The following is a 14,593-nucleotide window of genomic DNA, read 5'->3' on the forward strand; positions in this document are numbered from 1 at the left end:
ATTCAACAGTTATAAATATATAAAACATGGTGAAAGCATTTATTTTTCAACATTTCATCCAGGTGTTCTTTTGATGTTCTTCTATATTTTTCATATCTATTTTATTGATTTTTTTACCCTATTCACTTATTAATTTCTAATCAAAATTATATATTTTTACATAAATATAAGCTTGTACTTGAATGTAAAAGTTGTCTTCGTTTAACATATTCCATTAATAAAAATTCAATTGTTGTGAAATGAAGCATAATATTTCACATTTAAATTCTTCTTACTTGAGCAATACAGAAAAATTTTTATTACTATTACCAAAGACTACTAAAATAAAATATATAAAAAACCAGATGCATATCCATTGGCATCTGGTTTTTTATATGTTTTATTAAATTTCATATTAGTTTAATTCATGCAAGAAAAGACCGCATCTTACCTTTGGTTCAAACCAAGTAGATTTTGCTGGCATAATTTTATTCTCATCTGCCACTGAAATTAATTCTTCTATATTAGTTGGATACATTAAAAATCCAACTTTCATATCCTCATCTACTCTTCTTTCTATCTCTTTTGGCCCTCTTATTCCACCTATAAAATCTATTCTTTCATCAGTTCTAGGATTTTTAATGCCTAAAATTTCATCTAATATATGATTTTGTAAAATAGAAATATCTAAAGTTTTAACTACATCTCTGTCTTGTAGATATTCTTTACCAAATTCTATTTCATACCATTTATTATTTAAATACATTCCAACTTGTCCTTTACATGTTGGTTTATAGTTTTTTTGAGTTTCCTTAACAATAAATTTTTCTTTTATTTTGTTTAAAAATTCATCTTCAGTAAGACCATTTAAATCCTTTATTACCCTATTGTAGTCCATTACTTTTAAATCAGTATGTGGAGCTATCATTGCTGTATAATAATTAAATTCTTCTTCTCCTGTATAATTTGTATTTTTTCTTCTTTCTTCCAAAGCTATATTTTCTGCTGCTGCACATCTATGATGGCCATCAGCTATATAAAGATTTTCTACCTTAGCAAATTCATTTACTAGATCATTGATATCTCTTTCTTTTTCTACTTTCCAGATAGTGTGAATAACATCGTCATCTGTTTTAAAGTCATATATAGGTGTCATAAAATAAACATAATAATCTATTATTTTTTCTATTTCTTCTTGGTTTTTATAAGTTAAAAGTACAGTTCCTGTATTTGCATTACAATATTTTATATGATTAGTTCTATCTAATTCTTTATCTGGCTTGGTATATTCATGTTTCTTTACTATTCCATTTATATTATCATCAATTGACACACAAGCCACTATGCCCGTTTGTGCTCTATTATTTACTATCTCTCTATAAATGTAAATTGCCTCTTGATTATCTCTTACAAATACATTTTTTTTCATAAAAGCATCTAAATTTTCTTTAGCTTTTATATATACTTGTTCATCGTTCTCATTTACGTTATCATCTAAGTCTATTTCTGCTCTATCTATGTGTAAATAAGAATACTTATTATCCTTTGCTCTTTTCTTTGCTTCTTCTCTATTCATCACGTCATAAGGTAGTTCTGCCACCATATTTACATATTCATTTGCAGGTCTTACTGCTTTAAAAGGTTTTATATTTGCCATTTTTATTCCTCCCCCAAATTAGCTTTGCTTGAGCCACGGTGTAGTCTAATCACTTCAGATAATTCCTTTGCTCAAAATTTACTTTGCTAAATTTTATTTGTTAATTTATATTTATTCTTATAGTGCTATTTTCATATCATCAATTATTTCTTCTTCTACTAAAAAGTTATATATTATTTTTACTATTTCCTTGCCTATTCTTTCTTGCGCTTCTACTGTTGAAGCACCAAGGTGCGGCGTTGGAGAAACCATTGGATGATTAACTAATTCTAAGTTAACTTTTGGCTCTTTTTCATAAACATCTAAAGCGGCAGCTTCAACTTTTCCATTATCTAATGCTTTAATTAAAGCATTTTCACAAACCAGTCCACCTCTAGCATGATTTATAAAGTAAACCCTGTCTTTCATCATATTGAACTCTTTTGTCCCTATTAAATACCCCTGATTTCTGTCTAAAGGAATATGAATAGTTAAAAAGTCTGCATTTTTTAATACTTCTTCAAAATTGCAGAAAGTATAATCTTTACAAGATTTCATCTCTCCGAGTATATCATAATAAATTATATTCATCCCTAAATCATAAGCCATTTTAGCAACAGTTTTTCCTATTCTTCCAAGACCTATAATTCCAAGGGTTTTTCCAAATATCTCTGTACCAACATATTTTGTCTTGTTCCACTGGCCATCTCTCATAGTTATATTTGAAATATTTATAAATCTTGATAAAGTTATTATTTGGCCTATTGTAAGCTCTGCAACAGATCTTGTGCTAGAATTCGGAGTATTGAAAACTTTAATCCCCTTCTTATTTGCATATTCAACATCTATATTATCAAGGCCAACACCACTTCGAATTATTAATTTTAAAGTGTTTCCTTCACATGCTTTATCTATAATTTCTTTTGTTATTACATTTTTTGAACGAATAACTAGTATATCTTTATCTTTCAATTTATCCCCAAGTTCCATCCCATCGTAAAATTTATGTTCAACATCTACATTAAACTTTCTCAAGTTATTAACAGCATTTCTGTTCATTCCATCTGTTACTAATATCTTACACATATTATTTACCTCCAGTATTTTACCCTTATAATTTTTATCTCATATAAATATCAAGAACTTTCTTAATATTCAAACTAAAATTCTTAAATTATAACTTTGTACAACAAATAACACAAATTAAATTTTCTAATATTAAAATCCTAAAATTTCATTAATATTAGTTAATAATTCATTTACATCTTTTACTGTATAATCGCCCATGTGAGAAATTCTAAATGTTTTCTCCTTAAGGTCTCCATATCCATTGGCTATTAAAAAGCCTCTTTCCTGTAATTTTTTATTGAGATTTGATACACTGATTCCTTGTGTGTTCTTGATAACGGTAAGGGTATTAGACAAATAATTTACATCGGTAAAAATTTGGAAGTGTTCCTGAGCCCAGTCTCTAACTAGATTTGCCATATCTTCATGACGTTTAAATCTATTATCTAGGCCTTCATTTAAGATTTTTTTCAGTTGGAAATTTAAAGCGAACATATGTGAAAGGGAAGGTGTTGAAGGGTATTGATAATTTTTATTTTGGATGTACTCATAGATGGCGAGTAAATCAAAATAATAACCCCGATTAGGTACTTTTTCTGCTCTCTTCTTTGCCTTTTCTGAGAAGGTGCAAAGAGACATTCCTGGTGGCAAGCCTAAAGCTTTTTGCACTGAAGTTAAACAAATATCTATGTTAGATTCATCTACTTCAATTTTCATACCACCTGCTGAACTAACAGCATCTACACAATAAACAATATCATCGTATTTTTTAACTACCTCTCCAATTTCTTTGATTGGATTAGCAATTCCACTTGAGGTCTCATTATGAGTTACCATGACCGTGTCATATTTATTCGTAGATAATACCTTATCAACCATTTCTGGCTCAATAGCTTTTCCTAATTCGACTTTAAATAAATCCGCTGGAACACCATTTAATACGCCCATTTTATACCATCTGTCACCAAATGAACCACAGGATAGTACTGCTGCTCTCTTTAATGTACAGGAGCGAATGGAGCCTTCCATTAGGCCGCTGCCGGAGGATGTTGATAATAATATATTATTTTTTGTATAGAATAAATCTTGAAGATTTTGTGTTATAGCTTCTTGTAAAGCTGATGCTTCACTTCCTCTATGGCTTATAACTTGGTTTGCCATTTGTGCTAAAACATCTTCATTTACATCTATTGGTCCTGGTATGAATAGCTTTTTACTCATAATTTTGCCTCCTTTCTTAATTATTAAAATAAATTAATTATTAGTATAACCATATTTTCAAAAATAATATTATAAATTATTATATTTTCTTTTTTTAATTTTATGATTATTTTAATTAATATTTATACTATGCATTTTGATAATATTTGTCAACAAAAAAAATCATTTTGTACATAATTTTTTTTTATTCAATCTTATTAAATATAATATTTTTATTCTTAATTCTTTCATTTATTGCTTTTGATGATAACTCATAAACTACGCTAGTAAGAGGCATTCCAAGTATCATACCCACTACACCAAATAAGTTTCCTCCTACAACAATAGCTAACAATATCCATAAAGGAGAAAGACCTAAAGAATTTCCTACTACAAAAGGATAAACAAATTTTCCATCTAATTGTTGAATTGTAAATACTAAAACTAAAAACAATAAAACTGATGTTGGTTTTACCATTAAAATTATAAATGCTGATATAGCAATTCCTACATAGGTCCCAAATATAGGAATGAAATTTAAAATAGGTATCATTATGCTTATTAATAGGGCAAACGGTATTTTAACTAAGGAAAACACTATAAAAAATGCCGTTCCTAGTATTAATCCATCCATTGATTGACCCAGTATAAATTTAGAAAATTTATTATTTGTTAACTTTAATATATACATTATTCTTTCACATTTTTTTTCATTTAAAAATGCATATATAAGCTTTTTAAATTGTAAAATCAACTTTTCTTTACTAATCAATATGTATATTGATATTATTATTCCCAAGAATAAATTCATAAAGAAATTTGTTATTCCTATAGTGAAATTAAAAATATTAGAAATAAACATATTAATAACATTCTGAACAAAAGTTAAGAATTTTTGTATCATAGATTGTATGTCAAAAGATGTATTTTTTAACATTTCTAAATCATTTACTCTACTCATTATTTCACTTTGTAAACTATTTATATAACTAGGTATGCCATTAGTCAAAATGCTTAAACTATCGGCTAAATGAGGTACTATGTAACTAATAAATACCCCAATTAAAACTACTACTATTACAAGTGTAGATACTAAAGATATGGTTCTTGAAAACTTTGATAGCTTTCTATTATTTTTACACAAAGGCTTAACAATTTTTTCTTCAATAAGTTTCATTGGTAAATTTATTAAAAAAGCAATAACTCCACCTATTATAAATGGCTTAAATGCTATTGCAAGCTTGCTAAATAAATTTGGTATTAGTGTTGGTTTTAGTATAAATAAAAGAAAAATCATTATATATGTAGATATTATAAGTTGATTTTTTAATTTTAAGTCTTTTAGTTTGTTCATTCTTATGTCCTCCAAAAATATATATTATATTTATTACTATATATTTCAATTTTAATTATATATTGTTTCCTATAAATAGATTGTACCTCTATTGAAAAAAAATAACCATATGTTGTATAATTTTATCAATTTTTATATAAATACTGAAATCACATTAATACATCTTTTTAAGTAGAGTATTTTAATTAAGCTTATATATCTATACAGATCAATAAATAAGCCATGTGTACCTATCTATGATTACTTAAGAAGTTTTTGTAACTTGATAAACATTGTCATGCTGTATAAAACTAAAGGTAGTAACATTTTTGTTCCCCCCTCTTTTATCAAAAGTATTTGCATATAAAAAAGCACCAACTTTTACATTGGTGCTAAAAATACTTACTAATATTAAATTTACTTTTCTTCATCCTCTGTAGTATTAGAATCATCTACTTCAGTATTTCCATCTACTCTTTCAATTTCTTCTTCAATACGTTTTTGTTGTTCTTGTGCTCTTTTTTCCTGCTCTTTTATTGCTTCAAGCTCAACTCTTTCTACTTCTTTTTTAGCTGCTTCTTTAGCATCATGTTCTTCCTTTACTTCTGCCACAGATTTTCCGTTTAAGATTTCCATAAACTCTTCGCCTGTTATAGTTTCTTTTTCTAATAAGAAGTCTGATAGCTCATGTAGTTTATCAATATTTTCTTCTAATATTTTTCTAGCTTTATCATGAGCTGATTTTATTATACTTAATACTTCTCTATCAATCTTAGCAGATGCTTCTGGTGAACACATAAGTGATGCATCTCCACCTAAATATTGATTGTTTATTGTTTCAAGAGCCATCATATCAAACTCTTCACTCATACCGTAACGAGTAACCATAGCTCTTGCTATTCTTGTGGCTTGTTCTATATCATTAGACGCACCTGTTGTGAAAGAATTGAATATTATCTCTTCCGCAGCACGACCGCCTGTAAAGGTCGCTATTTTGTTGAAAGCTTCTTCCTTAGACATAAGTACTCTTTCACCTTCTTCGACCTGCATAGTGTATCCTAGCGCCCCAGATGTACGAGGAATAATCGTAATCTTATGCACTGGTGCAGATTCTGTTTGTTTCGCTGCCACAAGTGCATGGCCTATTTCATGATAAGCTACTATTTTCTTTTCTCTTGGAGAAATTACAGCTGCTTTTCTTTGGTATCCTGCTATTATTACTTCTACTGATTCTTCTAAATCTGCTTGAGTTGCTTTGTGTCTTCCAAGTCTAACAGCTCTTAGTGCTGCTTCGTTCACTATATTTGCAAGTTCTGCACCACTAGCTCCAGCAGTTGCTCTTGCTATTCCATTAAAATCAACATCTTCATCCATTTTAACATTTTTTGCATGAACTTTTAGTATGTCTTCACGACCTTTTAAATCTGGAAGTTCTACTGGTACTCTTCTGTCAAAACGACCTGGTCTAAGTAGGGCTTTGTCAAGAGATTCTGGTCTATTAGTTGCTGCAAGTATTACAACACCTTTTTTGCCATCAAATCCATCCATTTCAGTAAGTAATTGGTTAAGAGTTTGTTCTCTCTCGTCATTACCACCCATTCCGCCACCATCACGTTTTTTACCTATAGTATCAATTTCGTCTATAAACACAATACATGGAGCTTTTTCTTGGGCTTGCTTAAATAAATCTCTAACTTTTGCAGCACCCATACCAACAAACATTTCCACAAACTCAGATCCTGAGATTGAGAAGAATGGTACTTTTGCTTCTCCTGCAACTGCCTTAGCAAGTAAAGTTTTTCCTGTACCTGGAGGGCCAACAAGCAAGGCTCCTTTTGGCATAGATGCACCTATTTCTTCGTACTTTTTAGGATTGTGTAGGAAGTCAACTATTTCAGTTAATGACTCTTTTGCTTCATCTTGCCCTGCCACATCTGCAAAAGTTTTACCAGTTTGTGCTTCTACGTATATTTTGGCATTACTTTTACCAAACTGCATAGGGCCGCCTCTTCCACCCATTCTACCTGTCATTTTTCTCATCATAAAGTTTAATAAAGCAATCATTAAGATTGTTGGTAACACCCAATAAAGAATAATTTCTACAATTGGTGAGTCTTCTTTTGGTATGCTTTTACCAAATTTGACTTTTGCTTTATATAAACGTTCAACTAAGTCAGAGTCATTTACTTGCCCAGTTATATAAACTTTATCTTTATCTGCTTTTGTTTTGAAAGTTATTTGTTTTGAACCTTCAATATCTACTTGGTTTACTTTTCCTTCATCCACCATTGTAAGGAATTTTCCGTAGTCCACTTCTTCAACTTTCCCGCTCATATTGTATAGCGACGGAAATATAAAAGAATTAAGTGCTACGAGTAAAAGAAGTATTATCCCATAATAATATAACCATGATTTTTTTTGAGGTTTTTTCTCTTTCATAAGATATCTCCTAAATAATTATTCTATATTTATTACTATATATACCCATCATATATGTCTTAAACATTAAATATAATGTTATAAAGCTATAAAATGACTTATATAAGATAGTAAAATTAATAAGGTATTTTGTCAATGTTTCTGATACTATATTTTTATGTTTATATTGATTTTGTGTATTTTTCACATTTTTTATAATAAATAATTATATAGTGTTAGTATGAATTTATTGTGAATTATTATTATATAAATATTAGGAGGAACAATATGTTGGATTTTACAAAAGAATTTAACGAAGTTAAGATTATACCAGCTATATTTTGGTATATTTTCACTATGATCATTGTAATTTTAGGAGCTTTTATTATTTACTTTACTAATGATATTAATTTAATAGACAATGATAATTTATTATCTTTAATATCTACAAGTTTATTTATACTTGTACTTTTGTACAAATTTAGAGTTAATAAAAATAAGTTACAATTAATGGTTAAAGATTATTTTAAAAAAGTAAATATAAAAGAACTGGGTAGCGTTATTGCTACTCAACTATGTCTTTCTATGGGTATTAGTTTATTATCAATTGGCATTGTTTATTTTACTTTGCCAAACATGTTAAATGAACTTCTATCTGAGTCATCTGTATCAGAAGTTTCCACTTATACTGGTTTATTTATATCCATGCTAATTACCGTTGTTGGTGCTCCTATTATGGAAGAATTATTTTTTAGAGCTATTATTTTCAAAAGAATTAGCAGAAAGTTTAATATTTACATAGGAATGGCTATCTCTTCTTTAGTATTTGGCCTTTTACATATTGAATTAGCTGTAATTGGTGCTTTTGTTTTTGGTATTGCTTGCTGTATTTTATACATAAAATATAAAAATATACTAATTCCAATGACAGTTCATTTTTTTAATAATTTAATTGCATTTTTACCTCAACTAAATATTCATTCAGCCACTAATACTACTCCATTAACTAATACAGATGCCATGGTTTCTTTATTATTTGGCTCAGTATTATTTGTTGTAGGAATGTTCTTCTTTATTAAGTTTATACTTAAAAATAAAAAACATCTCCGTGGAGGATTTGCTCCTAAAATTAGTACAGGATTTATAGTAGAAAGTAAAAATTAAAATTGCAAAATAAAAGCCATGCTAATTCATAGTATGGCTTTAGTTAAAATTTATATTTTAATTTTATAATTTTAAAAATTTTAATATCTCATCTTCATCATAATTAATAACTAATTCTTTTGGAAAACCAACCTCATCTAGTAACTTTTCTGCATTATCAAAAATACCAACTTGATAGCAAATATGAGCATCGCTTCCTAAAATAATTCTTACCTGATGTTCTTTACATAAATTAAGTAGCTCTATATAATTTTCACGAGCATTTGGTCTAAATGACCCTGGATTTAGTGATGAATTATTTACCTCTAATAATATATTCTTTTCCTTCGCCTTTTTAACAATAGCTTCATAATCCAATAAATATCTTCCATCATCTGGATGACCTATAATCTTTACTAACTCATGGTCCATAGCATTTAATGTTGCTCTCGTATTTTCTTCTTTTGTTCCAGGCTCCAAACATACTGTATGAAGGCTTGCTATTATATAGTCTAAACCTTTTATATACTTATCAATTTCAACATCAATCTTTCCATCATAATCTATAACGTTGGCTTCCATTCCTTTAAGAATTCTAACACCGTCTATTTCCCTGGGTAATACTTTTAAATTTTGAAAGTAAAATAGATGTGGCCCACCTGGCATATTTATGCCATGGTCAGATAAACCATAGTATTTTAAACCGTTTATTTTGGCATATTCTATGTTTTCTTTTACTGTGCTATATGCATGCCCACTAGATAGAGCATGAGTGTGTAAATCAATTATACCCTTCATTTACGTCTTCTCCTTCATTGCAAAATTTATCATATGTTAAAAGCCATATAGCTTTTGCAATATGGCTTAAGTGTGTTTATTATTGATTATCTAGCTTTCCTTTTAATAAATCACCTATAGTTGATCCTAAGTCTTCTTCTTTGTTTAAGAATTCACTGTAATCTTCTTCTGGCTCTTTATTAACGTCTTTTATAGATACAGACATTCTCTTATGAGATGGATCGAAAGTTAATACTCTAACTGTTACTTCATCTCCAGGATTTACAACACTACTTACATTTGCAACTCTTTCTTCTTTTAAGTGAGATATTGGTAAGTATGCTTCTACACCTTCTTTTATTTCAACAAAAGCACCTTTTTCTATTATTCTAACAACTTTTCCAGTTATTATATCGTCAACATTTACTTCTTTAGCTATTAAATCCCATGGATCATTGTTTATGTCTTTTAATGCTAAGCCAATTCTTCCTGTTTCTTTGTTTGCATCCAATATATAAACATCAACTTCTTGTCCAACTTGTAGCATGTCTTCTACAGATTCTACTCTCTTCCAAGATAAGTTGTTTATATGAGCTAAACCTTCAACTCCACCTAAATCGATGAAAGCTCCGTAACTTACTATATTAGTTACTTTACCGTGTCTTTTTTGTCCAACTTCTAAAGAATCCACTAAAGCTTCTTTCTCTGCTTTAACTCTAGCTTTTTGTGCAGCTCTTTCTTCTCTCGCTTTTTGTCTTTGTTCTTCTCTTTCAGCTTGAATTCTTTCTTTTCTAGCTTTTCTTTCTTGGTCTAAACGTTCTTGTAATACTTCTCTATGTGAACCTACTATTTTATTAGCTTTTTCGTTGAATTCTATTATATAAACTTCTAAATTAGCATCTTGATATTCTTTTGTATCACTTACAAATTTAGTATTTAATTGAGATATTGGTATGAATATTTCAACTGATTTGTATGCAGCAAATACCCCTCTTTGTATAGTTTTTACTACATTTGTAGTTAATATTTTATGTTCAGCATGTGCATTTTCTAATTCTTTTTTATCAGCTACCATATCTAGTCTTAATTTAGATAATTTTAATGTGCAGTCTTTTTCTGATACTTTAGTTATAACAGCAGATATTTCATCTCCAACTTTATATACATCAGAAACCTCTTGATTTTTTTGTAAGTTTAATTCACTTACTGGGATTACTCCGTCAAAACCTATATTAAGTCCTACAGTTACTTCATCATTATTTATTTTAGTTATAGTTCCTGCTATAGTTTCTCCAACTTTTATTGAACTAAGTAGTTGGTCTTGTTGGTCTAGCAGCTCTTGCATAGATAATTCTTTAGTCATTGTTATACATCCTTTCACCTAATAATCTTACTTTTTTATATTATACCATTAAAATTTCAAATGCTTACAGATTTATACAATATTTTGTCAGTATTTTTCAATTATTTTCAAAATATTTTACTTTACAATAGTATCTTAACTTCATTCAGTAAATTTATCAATTATATTGTTGTAATTTTCACGTATTTTAGTAGCTTTGCCTTCTTTTTATAACATTACTTTTACAGGGTTATTCAGTGTTATATTGTCAATTTCTACTTTTGAATCGTAAGCTAGAACTTTAACTCCTTTTTCATCTGCTTCTTTGAGCGCATCCCCAAATTCTTTGTGCATATCTATATTAGGAGTGAAATAAAGTACATCCTCCATCTGGATAACAAGAATTATGTAGGCTAAATACCCTTCCTCCTTAGCCTTGATTAACTCTTTAACGTGTTTTACTCCTCTTTCTGTCTTTGCATCTGGAAATTTTACTACACCATCTATTTCTAGTGTGCATCCCTTAACTTCTATAAATCCTTTTTTAGTATTTCCTTCTACATAAACATCAAATCTAGAATTACCGTATGTTTTTTCGGGTTTTATTAAAGTTATTTCTTCATCAAATCCTGGCAATATTAATGATTTATCTTCTAGCGCTTCATAAACCATTTTATTAGTTACTTGAGAGTCCATATTAATTAGTCTATCACCTTTTCTAACTGCTATTAGAGAATATTTTGTTGCTCTAGCAGGATTATTACTTTTTTCTAAATATACTTCATATCCAGGTACTAATAGCTCTTTACATTTACCTGTGTTTTTCACATGAATTTTTTCAACTTCCCCATTTATATCGCAATAAGCTACAAATCTATTAGGTCTTTCTATAAACTTAGCTTTTATCATATTATCATATTTCATTTTATTCTCCTATTTACTCATTGACTTATGCTTAAAAATATTATACCCATTCTTTAAATATTAAAATTATTTTTAATCTTTAAAGTAGTATGAGGAGCAATAATTTTTATTGCTCCTCATACTACTTTTATACACCTGCAAATCCAAATATTATTCCTACTATAGCAGATCCCGCTATAAAGAATACTGGATGAAGTTTTTTAGTTTGTTTTATATTATTTGATAACAAATAAATTATTATTGCTAGTATCAAAGATTTCCAGTTAAATAAATCTAATATTTTCCCACTACTTTTAAATAAATCCATTTGAAGTAACGTTATCGTAACTACAGTCATACCTGCAGCTGCAATAAGTCCTGTAGATGCTGGACGAAGACCATAAAATGCTGCATCTACATATTTATTTTCTCTAAAGGATTTTAAAAAATAAGATATTATTATTATAATTATAATGGATGGTATTACAAGTCCTAAAGTTGCTATTATCGCTCCTCCTATTCCTGCTGTTGTATATCCTACATATGTAGCCATATTTACACCTATTGGCCCTGGTGTTGATTCTGAAACTGCTATCATATCTGCAAGTTGACCTGATGTGAACCATCCTGTTTTATCTGCCATATCATAAAGAAAAGGAAGCGTTGCCATTCCTCCTCCTACTGCAAATAACCCCGTCTTAAAAAACTCAAAAAATAATTGAAGATAAATCATTAATGCTTCACCTCCATATTTTTGACTATTATACCAGCTATAGCAGTAATAACCACGAATAATATTGGTGATAAGTCTGTAAATACAGAACCTAAAAATACACCAACAAAAATAATAAGAGTGGCCTTGTCAACTACTGAGCTTTTCCAAAGTTTAACTACAGCATTAAATATAAGCACACAAACACATACTCTAACTCCTGCAAATGCATTTTTTACTATTGCTAGATCAGAAAAGTTGCTTATAAAGGCTGCAATTGCTGTTATTATAACAAGGGATGGCATTACAACACCTAGCGTTGCAACAATGCCTCCTACTATACCTTTATTTTTCTGTCCTATAAACGTGGCTGTATTTACTGCTATTACACCTGGAGTACATTGTCCTATAGCATAGTAATCCATAAGTTCTTCATCAGTTGCCCAATCATTTTTTTCTACAATTTCTCTTTGTAAAATTGGAAGCATTGCGTATCCACCTCCAAATGTAAGTACCCCAACTCTTGCAAATGTAATAAATAAATCCATTAATTCTTTCATATATTGCCTCCTATTTGTCTATTTAACAAATCGTTTTCTTTTAGAAGAAGATAATATATTCATTTCTTCTCTATATTTTGCTACTGTTCTTCTGGCTACTGTTATTCCTTTATCTTTTAATAATTTGCATATTTTGTCATCACTCAAAGGCTTTAGTTTGTCTTCTTTATTTATAAACTCTTTTATCATATTTTTAATTTTAGTACTTGATGTTCCCTCTTCTTCATCACTTTGAATTGCTGTACTAAAAAAGTATTTAAATTCAAATAAACCAAAGGGTGTTAACATATATTTACTATTAATGCCTCTACTAATTGTAGACTCATGATATCCAAGATCTAAGGCTATATCTTTCAATCTCATTGGTTTAATATATTTAGCTCCCTTATTAAAAAACTCTTTTTGTTCTCTTACTATTACTTCTGCTATTTTCAATATAGTGCTTTTTCTTGTTTCTATGTTTTTCAAAAGATTAAGAGCATGATTAAGTTTATTTTTTATAAACTCTTTAGCATTTTCATCAGATGAAGAGCTAGTTAGTACACTTTTATAATAATTATTTATGCATAAATGAAAATTATCATTATCATTCATATAAACAATAAATTCTCCATCAATTTTTCTTACAGTAACATCTGGTTGAATATAGACTGTTTTTTCATTGCTACATAATCTTCCTGGTTTTGGGTCGAATTCTTTAATTTGTTCAATATATTCTACACACTCTTCAATGCTTATATCATATTTTTTGCTAATAAATTTTATTTTATTTTGTCCTATTAAGTTTAAATCTTCAACTATAATAGATTTTAAAATATGGTCATTTATGTTTTTGTTTCTCATTTGAATTAGTAAACACTCACTAAGACTTCTAGACCCTATTCCACTAGGTTCTAATTGCTGAATATTTTTTAAACACTTCTCAAAATAATTGTTATCTATATTTAATTCATCAAGTATGAATTTTTCATCAGTTCCCAAATATCCATCTTTATCTAAGCAGTCAACAATGTACTCACAAGCTTCTTTTTCTTTATTGCTTAATTTTAAAAACCCTAACTGTTCTTTGACATAATCATATAGGTTATTTTCATATCTTGCCAAATTTTCTAAAGTAAAATCATTATCTAAATCATAACTTTTTATATTATAACTTTTGTTATCAATATTTTTAGCAAATTCCTCCCAATCTATATCTCCCTTATTTTCTATTTCTAAGACTGGATTTTCTTCTGATTCTCTTTTTATTTCATCTTCTAACTCTAAATTGCTCATGTTTAAAATATCTAGGGATTGTTTTAATTGAGTTGTCATAACAAGCTTTTGTGATTGAATTATATCTAATCTATTATTTAAGTTCATACATTTTATCCCCTTTTCAATATTTACAATAATTATTACAAATCTATTATTTGTAAATTTAAATATCTAAATCCATTATAGTTAATATATTTAAACACTTCAATAAATCTTTATTACTTAATTCAACAAAATACATGTATAATAAATCTTAACGTATTTA

At 28.5% G+C, this 14,593-nt stretch carries 12 protein-coding genes; 1 reads left to right on the forward strand and 11 read right to left on the reverse strand.

The window, feature by feature from the left end; all coding sequences use genetic code 11:
- Positions 1-394: 394 nt before the first annotated feature.
- The 5 genes from JW646_RS05425 to ftsH all read right to left on the reverse strand — a co-directional run bounded on the left by JW646_RS05425 (position 395) and on the right by ftsH (position 7,655).
- On the reverse strand, positions 395-1,636 hold the full coding sequence (locus JW646_RS05425) for a DUF1015 domain-containing protein (RefSeq protein ID WP_228416858.1): 1,242 nt from the start codon (positions 1,634-1,636) through the stop codon (positions 395-397).
- Between the two features lie 117 nt (positions 1,637-1,753).
- Positions 1,754-2,701, reverse strand: coding sequence for a D-2-hydroxyacid dehydrogenase (locus JW646_RS05430; RefSeq protein WP_148558332.1), 948 nt, complete (start codon positions 2,699-2,701; stop codon positions 1,754-1,756).
- A gap of 132 nt (positions 2,702-2,833) precedes the next feature.
- Positions 2,834-3,904: a pyridoxal-phosphate-dependent aminotransferase family protein gene (locus JW646_RS05435; protein ID WP_228416859.1), complete on the reverse strand. Its 1,071-nt coding sequence runs from the start codon at positions 3,902-3,904 to the stop codon at positions 2,834-2,836.
- A 184-nt stretch (positions 3,905-4,088) separates the two neighbouring features.
- Positions 4,089-5,237 (reverse strand): AI-2E family transporter, encoded by a 1,149-nt coding sequence (locus tag JW646_RS05440; protein WP_148558331.1) that lies wholly within the window; start codon positions 5,235-5,237, stop codon positions 4,089-4,091.
- 396 nt (positions 5,238-5,633) lie between these two features.
- On the reverse strand, positions 5,634-7,655 hold the full coding sequence (gene ftsH / locus JW646_RS05445) for an ATP-dependent zinc metalloprotease FtsH (protein ID WP_074920070.1): 2,022 nt from the start codon (positions 7,653-7,655) through the stop codon (positions 5,634-5,636).
- Between the two features lie 267 nt (positions 7,656-7,922).
- Here ftsH and JW646_RS05450 point away from each other — a divergent pair, with 267 nt between their 5' ends.
- Positions 7,923-8,798: a CPBP family intramembrane glutamic endopeptidase gene (locus tag JW646_RS05450; RefSeq protein ID WP_228416860.1), complete on the forward strand. Its 876-nt coding sequence runs from the start codon at positions 7,923-7,925 to the stop codon at positions 8,796-8,798.
- A 63-nt stretch (positions 8,799-8,861) separates the two neighbouring features.
- Here the strand turns inward: JW646_RS05450 and JW646_RS05455 are convergent, their stop codons facing one another.
- The 6 genes from JW646_RS05455 to rpoN form a co-directional block, all read right to left on the reverse strand.
- Positions 8,862-9,575 (reverse strand): phosphatase, encoded by a 714-nt coding sequence (locus JW646_RS05455; protein WP_148558328.1) that lies wholly within the window; start codon positions 9,573-9,575, stop codon positions 8,862-8,864.
- A gap of 79 nt (positions 9,576-9,654) precedes the next feature.
- The gene (locus JW646_RS05460; protein WP_228416861.1) at positions 9,655-10,917 is read right to left on the reverse strand and encodes a 30S ribosomal protein S1; all 1,263 of its coding nucleotides are present in this window, start codon (positions 10,915-10,917) and stop codon (positions 9,655-9,657) included.
- Positions 10,918-11,124: 207 nt separating this feature from the next.
- A complete protein-coding gene (gene sfsA / locus JW646_RS05465) occupies positions 11,125-11,820 on the reverse strand; it encodes a DNA/RNA nuclease SfsA (protein ID WP_228416862.1) in 696 nt (231 codons plus the stop codon).
- A 127-nt stretch (positions 11,821-11,947) separates the two neighbouring features.
- On the reverse strand, positions 11,948-12,532 hold the full coding sequence (locus JW646_RS05470) for a chromate transporter (RefSeq protein WP_074920065.1): 585 nt from the start codon (positions 12,530-12,532) through the stop codon (positions 11,948-11,950).
- A complete protein-coding gene (locus JW646_RS05475) occupies positions 12,532-13,071 on the reverse strand; it encodes a chromate transporter (RefSeq protein WP_148558325.1) in 540 nt (179 codons plus the stop codon). Before JW646_RS05475 ends, JW646_RS05470 begins: the two co-directional genes overlap by 1 nt.
- Before the next feature lie 18 nt (positions 13,072-13,089).
- A complete protein-coding gene (gene rpoN, locus JW646_RS05480) occupies positions 13,090-14,433 on the reverse strand; it encodes an RNA polymerase factor sigma-54 (RefSeq protein ID WP_228416863.1) in 1,344 nt (447 codons plus the stop codon).
- Between the last annotated feature and the right edge of the window lie 160 nt (positions 14,434-14,593).

This window comes from Terrisporobacter hibernicus, assembly GCF_020809405.1.
GTDB lineage: Bacteria > Bacillota > Clostridia > Peptostreptococcales > Peptostreptococcaceae > Terrisporobacter > Terrisporobacter petrolearius.

Excerpts from the sequence above, each read along its gene's own strand:
- JW646_RS05425 (WP_228416858.1), bottom strand. The coding sequence starts at position 1,636 with ATGGCAAATATAAAACCTTTTAAAGCAGTAAGACCTGCAAATGAATAT.
- JW646_RS05430 (WP_148558332.1), bottom strand. The coding sequence starts at position 2,701 with ATGTGTAAGATATTAGTAACAGATGGAATGAACAGAAATGCTGTTAAT.
- JW646_RS05435 (WP_228416859.1), bottom strand. The coding sequence starts at position 3,904 with ATGAGTAAAAAGCTATTCATACCAGGACCAATAGATGTAAATGAAGAT.
- JW646_RS05440 (WP_148558331.1), bottom strand. The coding sequence starts at position 5,237 with ATGAACAAACTAAAAGACTTAAAATTAAAAAATCAACTTATAATATCT.
- ftsH (WP_074920070.1), bottom strand. The coding sequence starts at position 7,655 with ATGAAAGAGAAAAAACCTCAAAAAAAATCATGGTTATATTATTATGGG.
- JW646_RS05450 (WP_228416860.1), top strand. The coding sequence starts at position 7,923 with ATGTTGGATTTTACAAAAGAATTTAACGAAGTTAAGATTATACCAGCT.
- JW646_RS05455 (WP_148558328.1), bottom strand. The coding sequence starts at position 9,575 with ATGAAGGGTATAATTGATTTACACACTCATGCTCTATCTAGTGGGCAT.
- JW646_RS05460 (WP_228416861.1), bottom strand. The coding sequence starts at position 10,917 with ATGACTAAAGAATTATCTATGCAAGAGCTGCTAGACCAACAAGACCAA.
- sfsA (WP_228416862.1), bottom strand. The coding sequence starts at position 11,820 with ATGAAATATGATAATATGATAAAAGCTAAGTTTATAGAAAGACCTAAT.
- JW646_RS05470 (WP_074920065.1), bottom strand. The coding sequence starts at position 12,532 with ATGATTTATCTTCAATTATTTTTTGAGTTTTTTAAGACGGGGTTATTT.
- JW646_RS05475 (WP_148558325.1), bottom strand. The coding sequence starts at position 13,071 with ATGAAAGAATTAATGGATTTATTTATTACATTTGCAAGAGTTGGGGTA.
- rpoN (WP_228416863.1), bottom strand. The coding sequence starts at position 14,433 with ATGAACTTAAATAATAGATTAGATATAATTCAATCACAAAAGCTTGTT.